We start from the raw sequence: 20,823 nt of genomic DNA, 5'->3' as shown, positions 1-20,823 counted from the left end.
GGAGGGTGTCATGCGTGCGTTCGTCATCGCGATTCTGGCAATCTTGGCTCTCTCGGTGACGCCCGTTCGCGCAGATCCGAGCAGTTCGGCCACGACATCCCTGGCTCAGATCAAAGACCGCATTGCGGCTTCACGGCCGGCGCCTGCCGGCATGATCAAAGTTGCCGAGCAGGTTTGCTATGGGAAGGGCGGGCGCTTTACGTGTAATGGTGACAAGTGTTGCTACAATGGCAAGGCCAATTGGTGCTGCAAGCTTGGACAATGGTGCGGCGAGCATTTGACCTGCATTTGGCCGCGATAGGAACAGGGGCGGCAGAGCACGCCGCTATTCCGCTGCGGCAGAGGGAGCCCGTCTGTCGCAGGAGGCCAGGCCACTTCTGTGACCTGCCTTTGCCGAGCAGCGCATCCGCCGCCGCGGGTATGGCGCCGGTGCCTGCGGCTTCCCGGCCGGGCGCTTCGACGCAAACCCCACCTGATCCCGTGCGCTGATCGCACGCCATGGTCGCGTGGCCTGGTCCGGCGCCGCCGGCTGGCGGCGCTTGCCTTGGTCCGCCCGCGGCGCTCTCACTCGGCGGGCGCCTGCCCCGGCCGCACCGGTGGGCGCGCCCGGGCGGCGGGCACCGGGGCCATGCTCTCGAACACCCCGTCGCGCCGCACCAAGGCATGAAACAAAGCGGCGGCCACGTGCATCAGGATCAGCGCGAACAGCGCGAAGGCGAGGCCGGCATGGGCGGTCCACAGCACGGCGTGGAGCGTATCGCTCGGCGGCAGGATCGGCGGCAGGCGGATGCCGCCGAGCAGCACGATCGGATAGCCGGCCGCCGACAGCATCCCCCAGCCGATGACCGGAAGCGCGATCATCAGCCCGTAGAGCGCCGCGTGCGACAGGTGCGCCGCCAGCCTGACGGGGACGGGAAGGCCGGCGGGCAAAGCGGGCGCGCCCGACCTGAGGCGCACCGCGAGCCGCGCCAGAGCGAGCACCAGGATGGCGATGCCCAGCGTCTTGTGGGTCGCCAGCAGCGGCACGTAGGCCGGCGCCACCGTGGAGACCATGCCGACGCCGATGAACAGCATCGCCAGGATCGCCGCGGCCATGAGCCAGTGGAGGGCGCGCTGGAGCGCGGTGAAGTGCGTGCGGTCACGGGTCATCGGGCGGCGCTCCCAGTGTTGAGGTGGCGGGGATAGTCCTGCGCTTCCGCGGCGCGCAGGTCGTAGGACCTGGCGTAGGCCGCCGAGCGCGCGGCGGGGATCGGGTCGTCCGAGACCGCGAGGCCGTCGGGCAGCAGGGTGGGATCGAAATTGATGTCGCGGCAGGGGCCGTCGCGCTCCGGCTGGGTGGCGCGCACCACCAGCGTGCCCGCGGCGATGGTGCGCCGGCCGGCGGGCCAGGCCTTGCTCGGGTCGTTCGTGGGGTCGCCGGGGGCGGCGAGCGTGAATTCCAGCGTCCAGCGCTGCGGCGCCGCGGCGACGCGGGCGGCGATCTCGGTTTCCAGGTGATCGGGGCCGAGCGCGGCGAGCGCCTGGGCGCCGACCGGCGTCGCCGCGGCCTGCGGCACGTAGGACCAGCGCACGGCGCGGGTGGTGCCGGCCGTGTCGGTGGCGATGAAGGCGTCGAGGCTGTTGAAGCGGTTCTGCGCGTAGCTGGTCGTATAGGGCGCGGTGGACGCCCATGCGAAGAACGGCGTGACCTCCGGATGGCGGAGCGCGAGCGCGCCCATGGCGCCCGGGTCCTTGCTCTTCGATGCCTTCTGCAGCTCGTAGAAGCCCTCGGGGGTGGAGACCGGGAAGAATGGCGGGTCGATCATGGCGGCGCGCCAGACCGCGCCGTCCGGGCTGGTGATCTGCAGGCTCAGGCCGCGCACGCGCACGGTGGCGTCGGCGGCGTCCGGATCGGGGGTGCCGAGGTTGAAGCGGCCGAGCGCGGGGTAGGTGCCCGCCGCCAGCATCGGCGCGCGGGAGATTTCGGCGCCGTTGCCGTTGGCCTCGAACGTGCCGGCGAAGCAGATGCCCTTGGCGTGGTTGCGCCGGTGGCCGAGCGCGGGGTTCGGGTCCAGGGCGTCGAGGATCTTGTTCGGCGTCAGGCGGCCGGGCGACAGCCACCCGGCGGTGTAGGCGAAGGCGGCGGCTCCCGCCCCGGTCACGCCGGCGATGATCAAGGCGGCGGCGAGCGGGACGCGCGCGTGCGCGGGCATCGGCATGGTGTTCTCTCCGTTGCGGCGCGCGGCGACGAAACGAGCGTTTCCATCCGGCGCGGGTTGCGGTCGGCCGATCGCGGGCCGATCCGGGGTGCGATTAGTCCGAGATGCGCAGATCGCGTCCCGAATGCCCTTGCCGGCCCGCCGGGGCGGCGGCGCAGCGCCACTGATGGGGCGTGTCGCCGACGATGCGCCGGAACACGGTGGTGAAATGGGCCTGGGTCTGGAAGCCCACCGCGAGCGCCACCTGCACCAGCGGCTCGCGGGTCTCGCGCAGCATCTGCTGGGCGCGGGCGATGCGCCGGCGCAGGAGATAGTCGTGGGGCCGCAGGCCGGTGGCGACCCGGAACTGGGCGGCGAAATGCATGCGGCTCAGCCCTGCGGCCGACGCCATGCCGGCCAGCGTCACGGTCTGCGAGAGATTCTCCTCGATGAAGGCGGTCACCCGCTTCAGGCGCCATTTGACGAGGCCGGCGCGGGCGCGGGGCGCCGGCGCCGGCGGCTCCCGCTGGAGCGCGCGGGCCTCGGCCGGGCGCGCATCGATGCCGAGCATGCGGGTGACGACGGCGAGCCGCAGGGCATCCGCATAGAGCCCCGAAAACGCATCGCTGCCGAGCTCCGCCTCGGCGAGGGCCTCGGCGAGCCGCCGCACCACCGGATCGCCGACGGCTGCGGCGCGCGGCGCCCCGCCATCGCGGGCCGCGCCGGCGAACAGCACGCCGACATCGGCGCGGCGATCGGTCTGCAGGCGGATCGTGCCGGCCGCGGTCGCCGCGCCCGGCCGGTCCGCGCCCGTCTGCCTGGCCGGCGAGATGTCGAGGACGAGGCCCAGATGGTCGAGCCGGATCGCGAGCGTTTCGGCGGATCCGGACGCTCGCGACGTCGCGGGCAGGGCGGGGGACCCGGCGGGGATCGCGCCGCGATGGAGTTCGGCGATGCGGGCCGTGGCGCTGCGTCCGGAAAGGGACGGCGAGACGTGGACGGACATGAGTGGTCCCCTTGCTGCCTGGGTCTGGACGAAGCCGCAGGACGTGGTTCCGCAGCGGGTCACGTTTGGCTGATCTGGGGGATCAGGTGGCAATATTTGCCCCGTGAATACCGATGAATACTACGTCTTTCTCCGGCTGATGACGGGACAAGGATAGCAATCGGGTCCGCAGGCTCCACTCTACGTGCGTTTGACCGCGCATATGATGGGTTTGTCCCGCTCATACCTTGGTATGATGCGGCGCCGGCCTCAGGCGGGGTGGTGCGGACCGGCGGCGTGGCGCGGCGCGCGCGTCAGGACGATGGCGAACGCCGCGGTCAGAAGCACCGCCGCCATGACGAAGAAGGCATCGGAGAAAGCGAGAATGAGGGCCTGCCGCGCCACCAGCTTGCCGAGCAGGATCTCGCCTTGGTGGTAGGCCCGCGCCGGGTCGGGCAGACCGTGCGCCTCGAAGAAGCGCTGCATCTCCAGCAGGAAGGACACGTCGCGCGGAGCCGATGGCGTCACCGACTGGCCGATGATGTTGGAGTGGAACTGCTCGCGCTTGGAGATGATGGTGGCAAGCGCCGCCGTGCCGATGGCCCCGCCGAGGCTGCGCAGCATGTTGAACAGGCCCGAGGCGGCCGCCGAATCCTTCGGCCCGATCTCCGCCATCGCGAGATTGGCGAGCGGCGAGAGCACGATCGCCTGGCCGAAGGCGCGCACGATGTTGGTGAGGATGAATTGCGGGCCGCCGTCGTTGAAGGACAGATGCGCGTTCATGAAGCAGCTGGCCGAGAAGACCACGAGCCCGGCGCACACGATGATGCGCGAATCGAACCGCGCCAGCAGCGCCGGCACGAACGGGATGATGAAGAGCTGCGGCAGTCCCGCCCAGGCGAGCACCTCGCCGATCTGCTCGGCATTGTAGCCCTGCACCTCGTCGAGATAGGCGGGCAGAACGTAGACCGAGCCGAACAGGGCGAACCCCACCAGCATGTTGGCGAGCGTGCCGAGGCCGAAATTGCGCGTCGCGAGCAGCCTCAGCCGCACCGCCGGCGCGGCGCCGCGCAACTCGATGACGACGAAGGCGGTAAGCATCACGGCGGCGAGGATGGACAGGCGCACGATCAGCGGCGAGCCGAACCAGTCGTCCTTGTTGCCCTCGTCCAGCACCGTCTGGAGGCAGGCCAGGCCGATGGCCATGGTGCCGATGCCCCACCAGTCGCCCTCTTTGAGCAGGTGCAGCTTGAGGGGCGCGCGCTCGAGCGTGGGCATCAGCATGGCCAGCATCACCGCGCCGGGCACGAGGTTGACGTAGAAGATGTAGGGCCAGCCGTACTGCTCGGTGAGATAGCCGCCCACCGAGGGGCCGATGGCCGGCCCGAAGGTGGCGGTGAGGGCGAACGTGGCGATGCCGATGGGCCGCTGCGCCGCCGGCAGGCGGGAGAGCACCATGGTGAAGGCCATGGGGATCATCACGCCGCCCGAAAAGCCCTGCAGGCCGCGCATCAGGATCATCGTCGGCAGGTCCCGCGCGAAGGCGCAGGCGACGGAAAAGGTGAGGAACAGGACCACGTTGGTGAGCAGGAAGCGGCGAAAGCCGAACACCCGGCTCAGATAGTCGGTGAGCGGGATCATGATGATCTCGCCGATGAGATAGGAGGTGGAGATCCAGGTGCCGTTGTCGACGCCGGTGCCGATGCCGCCTTCGATGTCCGGCAGGGAGGAATTGACGATCTGGATGTCGAGCACCGCGATCAGCGCGCCGAGCAGGCACCCCATGACGGCGATCCAGGTGCGCAGCGAGGCGCGCTCTTCGCCCGCGGCGACGGGGGCGGTGCCCCCGGTGGTGGCGGCGCTCATGATGCGGGCCCGGTCGGCCGGGGCGCGGGCGCGCGCAGGCTGATGGTCGCGGTCACCGACATGCCCGGCCGCAGCCGGCCGGCCTGCGGGTCCTTCGGGTCGACGGCGATGCGCACCGGGATGCGCTGCACGATCTTGGTGAAGTTGCCGGTGGCGTTGTCCGGCGGCAGCAGCGCGAATTCCTGCCCGCTGGCGGGGGCGATGCTGTCCACGATGCCGTGCACCGGCGCGTCGGGATAGGTGTCGACCAGGAGCGCGACGCTCTGGCCGGGCCGCACGCCTTCGAGCTGGGTCTCCTTGAAGTTCGCCACCACATAGGTCTGCGCCAGCGGCACGATGGAGAGCAAAAGCGTGCCCGGCTGCACGTATTGGCCGACCCGCAGGGTGCGGTTGCCGACGACGCCGTCCACCGGCGCGGTGAGCGTGGTGTAGCCAAGGTCGAGCCGTGCGCGCGCGCGCACCGCCTCGCTGGCGGCCAGCGCGGCCCGCGCCTCCTCGAGCTGCGAGGTCAGCGTCGCCACCTGCTTGCGGGCGGCGTCGAGCGCGGCCTCGTCCTTGGCGCGGGTGGCGCGCGCGGTGGCGATGGCGCTCGCCGCCTGCTGGGCGACCTGCACCGAGCCGAAGCCGTCCTGGGCCAGCGTGCCGTAGCGCCGGTTGTTCTGCTCGGCGAAGGTCTCCGCGGCCTTGTCGGCCTCGATGGTGGCCGCGATTTCGGTGACCACCGCCTGCTGCTGGGCGATCTGGGACAGCGTGGTGGCGATCGCCGCCTGCGCCTGGCGCACCTCGGCGTCGGCGCGGTCGAGGGCGGCGATGTAGTCGCGCTGGTCGATGACCGCGAGGAGCTGGCCCGCCTTCACCGGCTGGTTGTCGCCGACGGCAACGGTGGCGAGGGTGCCCGGGATCTGGGGCGCGACGGCGACGATGTCGGCCTGGACATAGGCGTCGTCGGTGGAGACCTCGAAGCGCCACTGGGACCAGTATTGGTCGCCGAGCCACGCGAGGCCGAGGAGCGCCGCCACGGCGAGCCCCGCCTCGACGGCGCGGCGGAGGCGCCGCCGGCCGGCCGGCGCCTCCCGTGCCGCCGCGGGCGCGCCGCCGGTCGCCTCCGGCGGAAGGTCCGAGGGGGGCTCGGTCCGTTTCGCCGTTTCGATCTCCTTCACCGGTGCCGTCATTGGTCCGCCCCGTCCGCTGGATACATGGAGCGGGCATCGTTTTCACGATCGGGGCGGGACTTCTTCTTCATCGCCACGCGCGGTTATGCGAATGCACGCCGAAAGGGGCGTGCTGCCCCGGGGCGTCCGGCGCGGCGGCGGCCGCCGCGCCGCCTCGGGGGGGCGGCAAAACCTTGGTATGGCCACGCCATAACACAAGATATGACTAGAAAACATAAGTAAAATTGAGCGATGTTCGAGATGTATGCACCATGTCGTCACTCTCAACGAGGAATTGTCCTCACGCATCGGAGTGAATGACATGTCTGCCAAGTCCGCCATCCTCGCCGTCGGTTTCGCCGCCACGCTGCTGGCCTCCACCGGCACCGCCTTCGCCAGCCCCGAGACCACCCGCGAGAATCTGGAGCAGTATGCGGTGTCGCGCGAGGAGCGCGCGTTTCCGTCGTCCCCCGCCGCGGCGACCGCCGAGCTTGCCCGGATCTCCCGTCCGAGCGCGTTCCACATCCAGGGCCCCTACAACGCGCCGCTCGGCCCGTTCCAGGCCACGGACCCGCACTGGGGCGGCGCCTCCGACGGCACCGACGACTGACCGACGGGGCCGGGCGCGGCCCGGCGGTCGACCCAGGGGGCCGCGCCGCGGCCCCCTTTTGGTGCATGCCAACGCGGTGCCGCATTCGCGGTGCGAATAGGCAAGGGGCCGGCTTTCCCGCAATTGCGCCGCCGCAGGGCGGTGTAGCTTGCCGTGGATCCGGCCCTTGCGTCCGTTTGCCGGGTGTACACAGTATCCCTCACCTTATCGGGCAATCGAGGCATCCCATGTTCGGTCGGCGCGGCGCGATCTCGGGTGGCAGTGCGGCGGCGCGGCGCGGCAATCGGCTCGGGCTTGCTCTAGTGGCTGTGCTCGCGGCCACGATCTTCCTCATCGATACCCTGTCGCCGCTCGATATGGCGATCGCCGTGCTCTATGTGGTGGTGGTGCTGTTCGCGGCGGAGTTCGTCGAGCGCCAGGGCCTGCTGTTCGTGGGCGGCGCCTGCATCGGGCTCACGCTCGTCAGCTACACCATCATGCATGTGGGCGATTACGGCTTCGCCGCCACCATGCGCTGCACGGTGAGCGTCGCCGCCATCACCGTGACCACCCTGCTGCTGCTGCGCGACCGCGAGGCGACGCGCTCCCTGCGCGAGCAGGCCGACCTTCTGGACCTGTCCCACGACGCCATCTTCGTGCGCGATCCGAAGGATACCATCACCTATTGGAACCGCGGTGCCGAGCAGCTCTACGGCTGGACGCGCCAGGACACGCTCGGCCGCCAGGCGGCGGTGCTGCTGAAGACCGCCTTTCCCGCCCGGCGCGAGGCGATCATGGCCGAGCTGCAGCGCACCGGCCATTGGGAGGGCGAGCTGGTCCAGACCCGGCGCGACGGCACGGAGGTCGTCACGCTGAGCCGCTGGTCGATCCAGCGCGATGCGCGCGGGCGCTGGCTTGGCACCTTGGAGACCAATCACGACATCACCGAGCGCAAGCGCGCCGAGGCCGAGCTGCACCGCGCCCAGGTGGACCTCGCCCACGTGACGCGGGTGAGCACCATGGGCGAGCTCACCGCCTCGATCGCCCACGAGGTGAACCAGCCGCTGGCCGCCATCGTCACCAATGGCGAGGCCTGCCTGCGGTGGCTCGGCCGCCCGGTGCCCGACATCGCCGAGGCCGACGCCACGGTGAAGCGCATGATCGCCAATGCCCGCCGCGCGAGCGAGGTGGTGGCGCGCCTGCGCGCGCTGGCGCGGCGCTCCGACCCCGAGCACGTGGCGGTCGATGCGAGCGAGGTGGTCGAGGATTGCGTCATGCTGCTGGAACGCGAGCTCGCCAACCACCGGGTGCGGCTCGACCTCGCCCTCGAGCGCGGCCTGCCGCCGGTGCGGGGCGACCGGGTGCAGCTCCAGCAGGTGGTCATCAATCTGGCGCTCAACGCCATCCAGGCCATGGATGCGGTGCCGGCGGAGGGGCGCGTGCTGCGCATCGCCGCCGTCCGCATGGCGGACGAAGCGGCCCCAAGCGTGGCCATCACGGTGCGCGACAACGGGCCGGGCGTGGCGGAGGAGGCGATCCCGGCCTTGTTCACCGCATTCTATACCACCAAGAAGAACGGCATCGGCATCGGCCTGTCGATCTCGCGCTCCATCGTCGAGGCCCATGGCGGGCGCATCTCCGGCGCGCGCGCGCGGGCGGGGGGCATGTGCTTCACCGTGGCGCTGCCGGCGGCGGCGCCGGACCAGGATGCGGGCGCCGATGCCGCGGCCGCCACCAGCAGGAAGGCAGCATCGTGACCAGCCGACCCCAATCGCGCCCCGCGCCGGCCCCGGCGGAACCCGTGGTGATCGTGGTGGATGACGACCTCGCCTTGCGCGAGGCGCTCTCCAGCCTGTTCCGCTCCATCGGCCTCGGCGTCGCGCTGTTCTCCTCCGCCAGCGAGCTGCTGGCCGCCACGCTGCCGGACGGACCGCGCTGCCTGGTGCTCGACATCCGCCTGCCCGGGGTGAGCGGGCTCGACTTCCAGGCTCAGCTGGCGCGCTCGGGCATCGACATGCCCGTGATCTTCATGACCGGCCACGGGGACATCCCGATGACGGTGCGGGCCATGAAGGCGGGGGCGGTGGACTTCCTGACCAAGCCGTTCCGCGACCAGGACATGCTGGACGCGGTGGCGAGCGCGATCGCCGTCGACCGCGCCCGCCGGGGCGTGCGCGAGGCGGCCGCCAAGCTGCGCGGGCGCTACGAGGCGCTGACCGCGCGCGAGAAGCAGATCATGGCCCTCGTCACGTCCGGCCTGATGAACAAGCAGGTGGCCGCCGAGGTGGGCCTCAGCGAGATCACGGTGAAGATCCACCGCGGCCACGTGATGCGGAAGATGGAAGCGCACTCGCTCGCCGACCTGGTCCGGATGGCGCAGGCGCTGGGCCTCGGCGGCGCCAAGGAATGAATCCGTGGCATCGGCCGGCATGTCTGACACAGCGCAAGGGATACCGGCGCAAACGTGTGTATTATTTAGGTTGGTAGCCCGGAAGGGTATGGTGATCACCTAAATAGACGCGTCGTTGTGCGACGCAAGATCGTGCCGAGGTAACCTGTCGTGTCCCCTGTTCCGATGATCACGATCATCGACGACGACGAATCCGTTCGCGTCGCCACGGAAAGCCTCGTCCGGTCGCTGGGCTTCGGCGCGAGGTCCTTTGCCTCGGCGGAGGAATTCCTTCACTCGTCCGAGCTCGGCCGGACGGCGTGCGTCATCACCGACGTGCAGATGCCGGGCATGAGCGGGGTGGAGCTCCAGAAATATCTGCGGGCGCGCGGCCATCGCACGCCGCTGATCTTCATCACCGCCTTTCCCGAGGAGCGGGTCCGCCGGCAGGTGAATGCCGCCGGCACGTTCGGGTTTCTCGCCAAGCCGTTCGAGGGCAGCGCGATGATCGAGTGCATCGATCGCGCGCTGCAGTCCGGCGCCGGCCCGTCGGACGGCTGACGGCGTCGCGCCGCCGCATTTTGGACGCGCGCGCCTGTCAGCCGGAGCGCCATGCCCGCCCTCCCGTCGCCACCCCGCCGCGCCGCCCGCAGCCCGATCCTCGCGGCGCTCGTCTTCCTGATCCGCGTCGTGTGCGGCGCCGCCATCGTGCTCGACGAGCTGGTGCGGCCCCTCTACCGGCCGCTGGTGCGATGGATCGCGGCGCTCGGCCTCATGCGGGCGCTGGAGCGGTGGGTGTCCGGCCTCTCGCCCTACCTGGTCCTGCTCTTGATCGGCGTGCCCTATGCGGTGGTGGAGCCGCTGAAGTTCCTGGCTCTGCTCAAGATCGCCGACGGCCACGTGAAGACCGGCGGCGCCGCCTTCTTGCTGGCGCACCTGGTCTCGTTCGTGCTGATCGAGCGCATCTTCACCGCGGGGCGCGCGCAGCTGATGACGCTGCGTCCGGTGGCCTGGCTGGTGAACACCGCCGCCTCGGTGCGCGACGCCATCACCGACTTCATCCGTCTCGACCGCATCAAAGCCCGCCTGCGGGCGCTGGCGCGCTGGGCGCGCATGAAGCTGCGCTGAGCCTTGGCGGCGCTTCCGGCCCCGTTCCGCCAACATCCGGCAACAGCCGGCCATACGCACGTATGAGGCGGGCACACGATGGCGCAAATTTTCCGCGCCCGGGAACGGGGCTAGCCTTGCAGCGTTCCGGTTCTTGCGAACCGCCGGATCTCCTGCGCCCGCGATTGCCGGTTTCCATCCCCTCAGAGGAACGCGATCATGCCCTCCACCACCGTCAAGGAGCGCCAACAGGCCGCCCTGCGCACCCCCACCGATCTCGGCGCCAATGCGACGCGCGACATCGCCGGCGCCCTCACGGGCCTGCTCGCCGACATGTTCGCGCTCTATCTGAAGACCAAGAACTTCCATTGGCACGTCTCGGGCCCGCACTTCCGCGACTACCATCTGATGCTCGACGAGCAGGGCGAGCAAATCTTCGCCACCACCGACGACATCGCCGAGCGCGCCCGCAAGGTGGGCGGCACGACGCTGCGCTCCATCGGCCAGATCCACCGCACCCAGCGCCTCGCCGACAACGACGCCGATTTCGTCACCGCCGAGGACATGCTCGCCGAGCTGCTGGAGGACAACAAGCGCATGATCACCTTCCTGCGCGAGGTCCATGACGTGTGCGACGAGTTCAACGACGTCGCCACCGCAAGCCTGATCGAGAACTGGATCGACGAGGCCGAGCGCCGGGTGTGGTTCCTTTACGAGGCGACCCGCACCCACCGGTGAATCGGTTTCCGTTTCGCCAAGCATGGCCCGCCGGACGCCTCGCGCCGGCGGGTTTTGCTTGCCGGCCTGTCCGGTGCCCCCGCGCCGGCGCTGCCGTCCTACGTCCTGCGGCCGGCGATCGCGGGGATCGCCGGCCGCAGAGCCGGAAAAGTGCGGCGGGTGAGCCCGCGCGCGGTCCCTTCGCGGCCGTTCAGCCGCGGAGCGCATCCGCGGGCACGGCGCGCTGCTCGAAGGGCATCGCGCCCATGCGGCCCGACTTCGCGTGGTCGGCGTGGCGCATCCGGTACACCGGGGCGTGCGCCTGCGCATAGTCATTGGCGAACACCTGGTACTGCTCCAGGTTCTCGCGGGTGGTGCCCTCGTCGGCGGACGCGCTCTGCAGCGCGCCGATGCCGAGGACAGCCAGGGTGCCGAGGGTCACGACAATCTTGGTGGCGGCGTTCATGGTCAAATCTCCGTTCTGGATGCAGTCTGTTTTATGTCTGTCAGTCGAAATAAAGAATTGAACAGTGATAGGTCTCGATAATCGGTGCGGATCGCCAGAGGATACTTGGGTATGACGGCAAGGAGACGAGGCCGCAGGCGGCGGCCGCGGCGCAGGGCGCCCTCACGCGGACGCACGCCGCCGAGCCTCCCGCAGAGGGGCGCCCGGCGGCGATGGCGATGGTGGTCTCCAGGGCGGCGGCGTCGGCTCAGCTGAAGCCCCAATAGGGGTTCCTCAGGAACGCCAACAGCCGACCGATCTCGGTTCGGGGTCCGGTGCGTCTCGACCGCAGCATGGGCATGCCTTTCCGCGCAGCCGCCCCCGACGTCCGCCCGTCCGCCGCCGGCGAAATGGTCCCGGCGGCAGCGCGGCGGCTGCCGCCGGGAGGGCGACCGGAAGCTGTGGGGGCGGACTTCCGGGCCGGTCAGCGGGGTGGGAACGCATCGCTGACGGGACCAGGCTAGGGACGTGCGGGCGGCGCATCTTTTCGCCGCGCACGGCGCCATCCGCTTCGCACGGCCGCGGGCGGCGCGCGCCGGGCCGGCGCCGCCGGGCGCCGCTCAGGCCATGGCCTTCAGGCGCGCGGCGAGCGCCTCCACGAACAGGCGCACCTTCGCCGGCACCATGCGGCGCGTGGGATAGACCGCCCAGATGCCGAGCGGCTCCGGCACCGCGTCGGCGAGCCTGACCTGTCTCAACAGGCCGGCCTCGAGGTCCGGCCCGACGTTCCACAGCGACAGCAATGCGATGCCGAGGCCGCCCCGGCAGGCCTCGTGGATGGCGTCGATGGAATTGGCGGTGAAGCGCCCCGCCACGCGGACGCGGCGCATCTCCCGGCCGCCGGAAAAGCTCCAGTGCGCCGCGCTGCTCATGGTGAGGCAGTCGTGGTCGCGCAGGTCCGCCAGGACCTCGGGCGCGCCGCGCCGCTCGACGTAAGCGGGCGCGGCCACCAGCACCCGCGGACTGTCCTGGAGCCGGCGGCCCACGAGCCCACTGTCCGCCGGGGCGGCGATGCGGATGGCGAGGTCGATGCCCTCGGCGACGATGTCCATCACCCCGTCGGTCAGCTGCAGGTCCACCTGGACCTTCGGGTTCGCCAGCATGAATTGCGCGGTCAGCGGCGCCAGCACCCGGCGGCCGAAGGCGAACGAGGTGGTCACCCGCAGCAGCCCGTGTGCCCCGGCGTCGCTGCCGCGCACGCTGGCGAGGGCGGCGGCATGCTCCTCCATCATCGTCCGGGCATGCGGCAGCAGCGCCGCGCCCTCCTCGGTAAGCGAGAGCGCCCGCGTGGTGCGGTGGGCGAGGCGCACGCCCAGCTCCCGCTCCAGGCCGGCGAGCAGCCGGCTCGCCGCCATGGGGGAGAGGCGCAGCCGGCGCGCGGCGGCGGCCAGGCTGCCGGCCGTGGCGATTTCGACGAGGAGGGCGAGGGCGGAGAGATCCAGCATCGCAGATTCCGTTATATCCGTGCATCAAAGGAAGAGATTATAACTCAATCCGCAATAGCCTATTTTCCGGCCGACATCGCACCGCCCCTCATGCCCGACGAGGCATAGGCGACGGGCGCGATCCGGAGAATGGACATGACCACGCACGAACTGGCGCCCGCGCAGGTCCGCACCGCCGGCCCGGGCATCACCTTCGCCATGGCGGCCGCGACCGGCATCGCGGTGGCGAACATCTATTACAATCAGCCCATGCTGGCGCTCATGGAGCAGGAGCTGCCCGGCCCGCTCGCGGGCGCGATCCCCACCGCGACCCAGCTCGGCTATGCGCTCGGCCTGTTCCTGCTGGTGCCGCTCGGCGACCTGATGGAGCGGCGGCGCCTCATCGTCGTGCAGTTCGTGCTGCTCGCCGGCGCGCTGGTGTTGGCGGCGCTCGCGCCCAACGCCGCCGTGCTGACCTTCGCGTCTCTGATGGTGGGGCTCGGCTCCACGGTGGCGCAGCAGATCGTGCCCTTGGCCGCCCATCTCGCCGCGCCCGAAAAGCGCGGCTCGACGGTGGGAACGGTGATGGCCGGCCTTTTGTCCGGCATCCTGCTCAGCCGCACGCTGGCGGGCTTCGTCGCCACCCATGGCGGCTGGCGCGAGATGTTCTGGCTCGCGGTTCCCATGTCGCTCGGCGCCGCGGCGTTCATGGGGCTGGTGCTGCCGCGCAGCGCGCCGGACACGCGCATGGGCTACGGGCGCCTCATCGCCTCGATCGTCGAGCTGTGGAACGCCTATCCGACCCTGCGCCTCGCGGCGGCGACGCAGGCGCTGATCTTCGCCGCCTTCTCGGTGTTCTGGACCATCCTCGCCTTCCGCCTGGAGGCGCCCCGTTTCGGGTTCGGCCCGGACATCGCCGGCCTGTTCGGGCTGATCGGCGCGGTGGGCATCTTCGCCGCGCCGCTCGCCGGGCGCTTCGCCGACCGCAACGGGCCGACCGGCGCGGTGCTGCTGGGAACGGGCGTCGCGCTCGTGTCCTGGATCGTCTTCGGCGCCTGGGGCACCCTGGCCGGACTGGTGGTGGGCTGCGTGCTGCTGGATTTCGGCATGCAGAGCGCTTTGGTCTCGCACCAGCACATCATCTATGCGCTGAAGCCCGAGGCGCGGGCGCGGCTCAACACCGCCTTCATGGGCGTCATGTTCCTCGGCGGCGCCGCGGGCTCCGGCCTCGGCACGCTCGCCTGGAACGCCGGCGGCTGGGGGCTGGTGAGCGCGCTCGGCATCGGCTTCGGGCTCGCCGCCGCGCTGCTCCAGGGCGCGGCCCGGCTCAGGCTTCGCGCGGGCTGAGGCGCAGGCCCGCCGCTTTCCGCTGGAGCGCGATTCCCGCAAATCGCCTCCATGCGATCGGACTCGTCCTCTGAATTGAAGCAGGAGAACGCGTTATCCGATCAGCTTGCGGTGCAGGCCGATCGGCGCGTGCTCCAAGGCTGCGCGGCGATAGGCGCCCGGGCTCATGCCGGTCCATTTGCGGAATGCGCGGTGGAATGCGCTCGGCTCGGAAAAGCCGAGCTCGGCGGCGATCTCGCCCACCCCGCGGGTGCCGGTGGCGAGGTGTTCCAGCGCCAGGCCGCGGCGAACCTCCTCCTTGATGCCGCGATAGGTCTGGCCTTCGGCCTTGAGCCGCCGCCGCAGGCTGAGCTGCGACAGGTTCAGGCGGGCGGCGAGGGCGCCGATGCCCGGCCAGGCGGCGGGCGCGGCATCCCGCAAATGCGTGCGCACCCGCGCCGCGAGCCCGGCGTCGTGGCGGTAGCGCACCAGGATGTTGGCCGGCGCCCGGCGCAGGAACTCGGCCAGCGCCTTCTCGTCGCGGATCGCGGGCAGCTTCAGGAAGGCGGCGTCGAAGGCGAGCAGACTCGCCGGCTGGTCGAAGCGCACCGGGGCGCCGAAGAACAGGCGGTAGTCCGGCCCATGGGCGAGATCGGGGGCGCGGAAGTCCACCTTGCGCAGCGGGATGCGCCGGCCCACCAGCCAGCAGGTGATGCCGTGCACGATCACCCAGAAGGTGCGGTAGGCGAAGGCGGACCGGGCCGGGCCGTCATCCGCCAGCACGATCTTGGCGAGCCCGTCCTCCACCACCAGCCGGCCGTGGGGCGCGTCGAGCACCAGCCGCAGGAAGCGCAGCGCGCGCTTGAGCGCATGCTCCAGCGTCGCCGCATGCAGGATGACCTGGCACAGCAGCACGAAGCTGCCGGCGCGCATGGGCCGCGCGCCCTCGCCGAAGAATTCGTCGTCGAGCACGCGGGCGATCTCGCGCCAGAGCGCGCCGTACTGCTCGGCCGAGACCGAGGCGCGCACCTTCGCGGGCAGGCCCGCGCGGGCGAGCAGCGGCGCCACGGGCAGGCCGGCGCGGCGCACGCCCGCGAGGGCGTCCTCCACGAAACCGGCGGAAATCATGCGCCGCTCCATCGGCCCTCCGCGTGCGCGCTGGTATGGCAAAATCGATCGATAAATTATGCCGAAACTGTCATCGCTTGCCATATGGATTGGCGGCTAGATCGCCGCGACCCTGGGCGAACGACCCGGCGCGGCCTGGGAGGACCACAGGATGCAGATCAAGGATCACGTCTTTCTCGTCACCGGCGCCGGCTCGGGGCTGGGCGCGGCGGTGGCGCGCATGCTGGTGGACGAGGGCGGGAAGGTGGTGATCGTCGACGTCAACGCCGAGGCCGGCGCGGCGGTGGCGGCCGAACTCGGCGCCGCGGCCCGCTTCCAGCGCGCCGACGTGACCAGCGAAGCGGACGGCATCGCCGCCGTTGCGCTGGCGCGCGCGGCGTTCGGCCATGTCCACGGCCTCGTGAACTGCGCCGGCGTCGCCCCCGGCGAGAAGGTGGTGGGGCGCGAGGGCCCGCACCGGCTCGACAGCTTCGCCCGCGCGGTGGCCATCAACCTCGTCGGCACCTTCAACATGCTGCGGCTTGCGGCGGACGCCATCGTCAAGGAAGCGCCCGACGCCGAGGGCGAGCGGGGCGTGATCGTCAACACCGCCTCCATCGCCGCCTTCGACGGCCAGATCGGCCAGGCCGCCTACGCCGCGTCGAAGGGCGGCGTCGTCGCGCTCACCCTGCCGGTGGCGCGCGAGCTGGCGCGCTTCGGGGTGCGCGTGGTCACCATCGCGCCCGGCATCTTCGAGACCCCCATGATGGCGGGCCTGCCCCAGGATGTTCAGGACAGCCTCGGCAAGACCGTGCCGTTCCCGCCGCGCCTCGGCCGGCCTTCGGAATATGCCGCTCTGGTGCGGCACATCCTTCAGAACACCATGCTGAACGGCGAGGTGATCCGCCTCGACGGCGCGCTGCGCATGCCACCGCGCTGAACCACGTCCGTCATTCCGGGAGGATTGAGCCATGACCGCATCTGATCCCATCGTCATCGTCGGCGCCGCTCGCACCCCCATGGGCGGCTTCCAGGGCGACCTCAAGGACGTCGCCGCCCCGGCGCTGGGCGCCGCCGCCATCGCCGCCGCTCTGTCGCGCGCCGGGCTCGCGCCCGATCAGGTGGAGGAGGTGGTGTTCGGCTGCGTGCTGCCGGCCGGCCTCGGCCAGGCGCCGGCGCGCCAGGCGGCGCTTGGCGCCGGCCTGCCGCTCGCGACCGGCGCCACCACCGTCAACAAGATGTGCGGCTCCGGCATGAAGGCCGCCATGTTCGCCCACGACCTGCTCGCCGCCGGCTCGGCGCGGGTGGCGGTGGCGGGCGGCATGGAGAGCATGACCAACGCCCCCTATCTGCTCGACCGCGCGCGCGCCGGCTACCGCATGGGCCACGGCAAGGTGATCGACCACATGTTCCTGGACGGGCTCGAGGACGCCTACGACAAGGGCCGCCTCATGGGCACCTTCGCCGAGGACTGCGCCGAGGCCTACCAGTTCACCCGCGAGGCGCAGGACGCCTTCGCCATCGGCTCGCTTGAGAAGGCCCAGAAGGCGATGACCAGCGGCGCCTTCGAAGCCGAGATCGTCCCGGTCACGGTGAAGGCCGGCAAGGCCGAGCGCGTGGTGGCGACGGACGAGCAGCCGCCCAAGGCCAAGCTCGACAAGATCCCGACCCTGAAGCCCGCCTTCCGCGACGGCGGCACGGTGACGGCGGCCAATTCCTCCTCCATCTCCGACGGCGCCGCGGCGCTGGTGCTGATGCGCCGGTCGGAAGCCGAGAAGCGCGGGCTCACCCCGCTCGCCGTCATCGTCGGTCACGCCACCCACGCCCAGGCGCCGAACCTGTTCACCACCGCCCCCATCGGCGCCATGAAGACGCTCGCCGACAAGACCGGCTGGGCGCTCGCGGACGTCGATCTCTACGAGATCAACGAGGCGTTCGCGGTGGTGCCCATGGCGGCGATGCGCGACCTCGGCTTGCCGGCGGAGAAGGTGAACGTGCATGGCGGCGCCTGCGCCCTCGGCCATCCCATCGGCGCCTCGGGCGCGCGGGTGATGGTGACGCTGCTGGCCGCGCTTCAGCGCTACGGGCTGAAGCGCGGCGTCGCCTCGCTGTGCATCGGCGGCGGCGAGGCGACCGCGGTCGCCATCGAGCGCCTGCCATAGGCTCCTGCCCGCGCGCCGCCTCAGCGGATGCCGGCGCGCAGGAACGCCTGGATGAACTGGCGCTGGAAGATCAGGAACGCGATCATCAAGGGCGCCACCACCATGAGCGTCGCGGCGCTGATGATGGAGATGTTCACCCCGCTCTCCGGCGCGCCGAACAGCGACAGGCCCACCGTGAGCGGGCGCGTGGCCGGCGCGTTGGTGACGATCAGCGGCCACAGGAAGTTGTTCCAGTGGGTCGCGACCGACACCAGCGCATAAGCCAGATAGACCGGCCGGGCGGCGGGCACATAGACCCGCCACAGCACGCCCATGAAGGAGCAGCCCTCCACCCGCGCGGCCTCCTCCAATTCCAGCGGCACCGACTTGAACGCCTGGCGCAGCAGGAAGATGCCGAACGCGCTCGCCACATAAGGCAGCCCCATGCCGGCGATGGAGTCGATCAGGCCGAGGCGCGCCGCCATGGCGTAATTCTCGACGATCAGCACCTCGGGCAGGATGAACAGCTGCAGCAGCACCAGCACGAACAGCGCCTCCCGGCCGGGGAAGCGGAAACGCGCGAAGGCATAGCCCGCGAGCGTGCACAGCACGAGCTGGCCGGCGAGGGTGAAGCTCACCAGCGCCAAAGTGTTGAGCGCGTAGGTGGGCCAGGGCGCCGCGGCCCAGGCGGCGCGGTAGTTCTCGAGCGTGAACGGCGCGTTTAGCGAGAAGTCGAGCGCCTGTCCCGGCGCGCGCACCGAGGCCCAGGCGGCGAACAAAAGCGGCGCGATCCAGACGAGCGCCAGCAGCCACGCGCCCACGGCATCGAGCGCGTCGCTCCAGACGGCCGGGCGAAGGGTGCGGCCGGGCGTCATCGGTAGTGGATCCTTTTGTCGAGGACGGCGAACTGGAGCACCGCGACCGCGCCGAGCACCGCCAGCACCAGCGCCGTCAGAGCGGCGGCGTGGGCGCGGTCGAAATAGGAGAAGGCCATCTCCCAGATCCAGTAGAGCACGAGCTTGGTGGCGTTGTTCGGCCCGCCTTTGGTGAGGATGAACAGGTGGTCGATCAGCTTCACCGAGTTGATCAGCGCATTGATGAAGATGAAGGCGGTGGTGGGCATCAGCAGCGGCAGCAGCACGCGGCGCAGATAGGTGAAGCGCCCGGCGCCCTCCACCTGCGCCGCCTCCTTGAGGTCGGGGGGAATGGTCTGCAGCGCGGCGAGGTAGAAGATCATGAAGAAGCCCGCCTCCTTCCACACCGTGACGACGATCACCGCGCCGAGCGCCGTCTGCGGCTGGCCGAGCCAGTTCACGGGCGGCAGGCCGAAGAGGCCGGTGAAGCTATCGATCACGCCGAGGCCGGGCGTGTAGAAGAACAGCCACAGGTTCGCCGCCGCGATCATCGGCAGGATGGTGGGGGTGAAATAGGCGCCGCGCACGAAGCCGCGCAGCGGCAGGCGCGCGTCCGCCCACAGCGCCATGACGAGCGCCAGCGCGATCGAGACCGGGATGGTGATGCCGGCATAGACGAGGTTGTTGCCGAGCACGGTCCAGAAGGTGGGATCGGCGAGGAGATCGGCATAGTTCTCGGCGCCGTTGAACACCGAGGGCCGGCGCGCGGTGCCGCGGGAATGGACGCTGGCGATCAGGGTCGTGGCGGTGGGCAGGAAGGCGAACAGCGTCAGCAGGATCAGCGCCGGGGCGAGCAGCATGAAGGCGTAGAGCGCCTGAAGGCGCCGCTGCTGCAAGGCGATGGGATCGAGCGCGCGGGTCGCGGACATTGCGGGCCTGGGGTTCGCCGGCGGCGGTGAGGAAAAAGCGGGGGTTGGGGACAAGCGGGTGACGGCGATCAGGGGCCGCCACCCAAGGTCGTCGTCATTCTTCACGCCCGTCATGCCCCGGCTTGTCCGGGGCATCCACGCGGCCGCCTGCGCCGCGCTTCAGGATGAAAAGGCCGGCCCGGCCGAGGGGTGGATCCCCCGGACAAGCCGGGGGATGACGGCGGCGCAGGCCAAGCGCCGGTCAGCGCTTGTAGGGCTTGAGCAGCTGGTCGGCGGTGGCTTGGGCGCCCTTCAGCGCGTCGGCCGGGCTCTTGGTGCCGGTCAGCGCCGCCTGGATGGCGTTGTTGAGCGCCTCGCGCACGCGGGCGGTCTCCCAGGTGGAGAATTCGGCAATCGCGACCTTGAGCTGGTCGCGGGCCACCAGCGCCTGCGGGAACTCCTTGCCGTAGGCTTCGAGCTTGGCGGTCTCGTAGGACGCCGGGCTCACGCCCACATAGCCGGTGGCGATCGACCACTCGGCGGCGCGCTCGGGCGCGGTCATGTAGCGGATCAGCTTCAGGGCAGCGCCGCGCTCGGCCTCGGAGGCGTTGCGGAACAGGTAGAAGTTGCCGCCGCCGGTGGGCGAGCCGGGCCGCTTGTGGGCCGGCAGCTCGGCGACGCCGAAGTCGAACTTCGCTTCCTTCTTCACCGCGGTGAGGTTGCCGGTGGTGTGCCACATCATGGCCGTCTGGCCCTGCACGAAGGCCTGGCGCAGGGTGCCCCACTCGACGAGGCCGGCGGGCGAGATCTTGTGGTCGCTGGAAAGCGACTTCCAGAACGCGAGCGCCTCGATCACCGCCGGGTCGTCGAAGGCGACGCTGGCGCCGTCCTTGCTCATCAGCTCCTTGCCGTTCTGGATCGCGAAGCACTGGAACATCCAGTAGGGATAGCCGGTGGAGGGCACCATCAGGCCGTAGCGGCCGTCCTTGGCGAGCTTCTTGCCGGCCGCCACCATCTCGTCCCAGGTCTTCGGCGGCGCGTTCGGGTCGAGGCCGGCCTCGCGGAACATGTCCTTGTTGTAGAACATGACGATGGTGGAGCGCTGGAACGGGATGCCCCAGGTCTTGCCATCGATGCGCCCGTTCGCCATCAGCGCGGGATAGAAGCTCTCGAGCCAGGCCTTCTCCTCGGCGGTCTTCACCACGTCCTCGAACGGCAGGATCAGCTCCTGCTCGATGAGGTCGTAGGCGTCGATGGAGAACAGCACCGAGAGCTGCGCCGGCTGGCCGCTCTTGAGCGCGGAGAGGGCGCGCACGCGGGTGTCGTCGTAATTGCCGGCATAGACCGCCTTCACGGCGACGTCCGGGTTCTCCTTCTCGAAGCCCTGGATCATGTCGTCGATGACCTTGGTGAGCGGGCCGCCGACGGCGATCGGGTAGTACATGGTGAGCTCGGTCTTGGCGAAGGCCGGGACCGTGGCTGCGGCGAGGAGGCTCGCCGCCGTGGCGGCGGCGGTGAAGAAGCGTCTCATGGTCAGTGTCCTTCTGGCCTTGGGGGAACGCGTACGCGGGTGAAAG

21 protein-coding genes are annotated in these 20,823 nt (G+C 70.6%); 10 read left to right on the top strand and 11 right to left on the bottom strand.

What is annotated here, in order from left to right:
* The first annotated feature begins 10 nt into the window (after positions 1 to 10).
* On the top strand, positions 11 to 301 hold the full coding sequence (locus tag ABLE88_RS05640; protein WP_348830462.1) for a hypothetical protein: 291 nt from the start codon (positions 11 to 13) through the stop codon (positions 299 to 301).
* A gap of 263 nt (positions 302 to 564) precedes the next feature.
* Here ABLE88_RS05640 and ABLE88_RS05635 read toward each other — a convergent pair whose 3' ends face one another.
* From ABLE88_RS05635 to ABLE88_RS05615, 5 genes are all read right to left on the bottom strand, one after another.
* A complete protein-coding gene (locus tag ABLE88_RS05635; protein ID WP_348830461.1) occupies positions 565 to 1,149 on the bottom strand; it encodes a cytochrome b in 585 nt (194 codons plus the stop codon).
* The gene (locus tag ABLE88_RS05630) at positions 1,146 to 2,198 is read right to left on the bottom strand and encodes a catalase family peroxidase (protein WP_348830460.1); all 1,053 of its coding nucleotides are present in this window, start codon (positions 2,196 to 2,198) and stop codon (positions 1,146 to 1,148) included. The genes ABLE88_RS05635 and ABLE88_RS05630 overlap by 4 nt, the downstream gene beginning before the upstream one ends.
* A gap of 94 nt (positions 2,199 to 2,292) precedes the next feature.
* Positions 2,293 to 3,183 (bottom strand): helix-turn-helix domain-containing protein, encoded by an 891-nt coding sequence (locus tag ABLE88_RS05625; RefSeq protein WP_348830459.1) that lies wholly within the window; start codon positions 3,181 to 3,183, stop codon positions 2,293 to 2,295.
* Between the two features lie 249 nt (positions 3,184 to 3,432).
* On the bottom strand, positions 3,433 to 5,028 hold the full coding sequence (locus ABLE88_RS05620) for an MDR family MFS transporter (protein WP_348830458.1): 1,596 nt from the start codon (positions 5,026 to 5,028) through the stop codon (positions 3,433 to 3,435).
* A complete protein-coding gene (locus ABLE88_RS05615; RefSeq protein WP_348830457.1) occupies positions 5,025 to 6,200 on the bottom strand; it encodes an HlyD family secretion protein in 1,176 nt (391 codons plus the stop codon). Before ABLE88_RS05615 ends, ABLE88_RS05620 begins: the two co-directional genes overlap by 4 nt.
* A gap of 301 nt (positions 6,201 to 6,501) precedes the next feature.
* Between ABLE88_RS05615 and ABLE88_RS05610 the strand changes: the two genes are divergently transcribed.
* The 6 genes from ABLE88_RS05610 to ABLE88_RS05585 all read left to right on the top strand — a co-directional run bounded on the left by ABLE88_RS05610 (position 6,502) and on the right by ABLE88_RS05585 (position 11,002).
* On the top strand, positions 6,502 to 6,789 hold the full coding sequence (locus ABLE88_RS05610) for a hypothetical protein (protein ID WP_348830456.1): 288 nt from the start codon (positions 6,502 to 6,504) through the stop codon (positions 6,787 to 6,789).
* Between the two features lie 227 nt (positions 6,790 to 7,016).
* Positions 7,017 to 8,525: an ATP-binding protein gene (locus ABLE88_RS05605; protein WP_348830455.1), complete on the top strand. Its 1,509-nt coding sequence runs from the start codon at positions 7,017 to 7,019 to the stop codon at positions 8,523 to 8,525.
* Positions 8,522 to 9,178, top strand: coding sequence for a response regulator transcription factor (locus ABLE88_RS05600; RefSeq protein ID WP_348830454.1), 657 nt, complete (start codon positions 8,522 to 8,524; stop codon positions 9,176 to 9,178). The genes ABLE88_RS05605 and ABLE88_RS05600 overlap by 4 nt, the downstream gene beginning before the upstream one ends.
* A 165-nt stretch (positions 9,179 to 9,343) precedes the next feature.
* Positions 9,344 to 9,718, top strand: coding sequence for a response regulator transcription factor (locus ABLE88_RS05595; RefSeq protein ID WP_348831093.1), 375 nt, complete (start codon positions 9,344 to 9,346; stop codon positions 9,716 to 9,718).
* 51 nt (positions 9,719 to 9,769) lie between these two features.
* Entirely contained in the window at positions 9,770 to 10,285 is a 516-nt protein-coding gene (locus ABLE88_RS05590) for a hypothetical protein (protein WP_348830453.1), read from the top strand.
* 198 nt (positions 10,286 to 10,483) lie between these two features.
* A complete protein-coding gene (locus ABLE88_RS05585) occupies positions 10,484 to 11,002 on the top strand; it encodes a Dps family protein (RefSeq protein WP_348830452.1) in 519 nt (172 codons plus the stop codon).
* A gap of 190 nt (positions 11,003 to 11,192) precedes the next feature.
* Here ABLE88_RS05585 and ABLE88_RS05580 read toward each other — a convergent pair whose 3' ends face one another.
* Together ABLE88_RS05580 and ABLE88_RS05575 are read right to left on the bottom strand one after the other, a co-directional pair.
* On the bottom strand, positions 11,193 to 11,447 hold the full coding sequence (locus ABLE88_RS05580; protein WP_348830451.1) for a hypothetical protein: 255 nt from the start codon (positions 11,445 to 11,447) through the stop codon (positions 11,193 to 11,195).
* 599 nt (positions 11,448 to 12,046) lie between these two features.
* A complete protein-coding gene (locus ABLE88_RS05575; protein WP_348830450.1) occupies positions 12,047 to 12,931 on the bottom strand; it encodes a LysR family transcriptional regulator in 885 nt (294 codons plus the stop codon).
* A 135-nt stretch (positions 12,932 to 13,066) separates the two neighbouring features.
* Between ABLE88_RS05575 and ABLE88_RS05570 the strand changes: the two genes are divergently transcribed.
* Positions 13,067 to 14,257: an MFS transporter gene (locus ABLE88_RS05570; RefSeq protein ID WP_348830449.1), complete on the top strand. Its 1,191-nt coding sequence runs from the start codon at positions 13,067 to 13,069 to the stop codon at positions 14,255 to 14,257.
* A gap of 93 nt (positions 14,258 to 14,350) precedes the next feature.
* On the opposite strand, the gene ABLE88_RS05565 is transcribed toward ABLE88_RS05570, so the two are convergent.
* On the bottom strand, positions 14,351 to 15,376 hold the full coding sequence (locus ABLE88_RS05565) for an AraC family transcriptional regulator (RefSeq protein WP_348830448.1): 1,026 nt from the start codon (positions 15,374 to 15,376) through the stop codon (positions 14,351 to 14,353).
* Positions 15,377 to 15,515: 139 nt separating this feature from the next.
* Between ABLE88_RS05565 and ABLE88_RS05560 the strand changes: the two genes are divergently transcribed.
* Entirely contained in the window at positions 15,516 to 16,283 is a 768-nt protein-coding gene (locus tag ABLE88_RS05560; protein WP_348830447.1) for a 3-hydroxyacyl-CoA dehydrogenase, read from the top strand.
* A 31-nt stretch (positions 16,284 to 16,314) separates the two neighbouring features.
* Positions 16,315 to 17,505 (top strand): acetyl-CoA C-acetyltransferase, encoded by a 1,191-nt coding sequence (locus tag ABLE88_RS05555; protein ID WP_348830446.1) that lies wholly within the window; start codon positions 16,315 to 16,317, stop codon positions 17,503 to 17,505.
* Between the two features lie 20 nt (positions 17,506 to 17,525).
* Here the strand turns inward: ABLE88_RS05555 and ABLE88_RS05550 are convergent, their stop codons facing one another.
* The 3 genes from ABLE88_RS05550 to ABLE88_RS05540 form a co-directional block, all read right to left on the bottom strand.
* A complete protein-coding gene (locus ABLE88_RS05550) occupies positions 17,526 to 18,359 on the bottom strand; it encodes a carbohydrate ABC transporter permease (RefSeq protein WP_348830445.1) in 834 nt (277 codons plus the stop codon).
* Entirely contained in the window at positions 18,356 to 19,267 is a 912-nt protein-coding gene (locus tag ABLE88_RS05545; RefSeq protein WP_348830444.1) for a carbohydrate ABC transporter permease, read from the bottom strand. The genes ABLE88_RS05550 and ABLE88_RS05545 overlap by 4 nt, the downstream gene beginning before the upstream one ends.
* A 241-nt stretch (positions 19,268 to 19,508) precedes the next feature.
* Complete coding sequence (locus ABLE88_RS05540) at positions 19,509 to 20,777, bottom strand: ABC transporter substrate-binding protein (RefSeq protein WP_348830443.1); 1,269 nt, start codon at positions 20,775 to 20,777, stop codon at positions 19,509 to 19,511.
* Between the last annotated feature and the right edge of the window lie 46 nt (positions 20,778 to 20,823).

The sequence above is a fragment of the Xanthobacter luteus genome, from assembly GCF_040049235.1.
Classification (GTDB): Bacteria; Pseudomonadota; Alphaproteobacteria; order Rhizobiales; family Xanthobacteraceae; genus Xanthobacter.
Note: the sequence above shows the minus strand (reverse complement) of the source record. Positions and strands in the feature narration are given on the sequence as shown.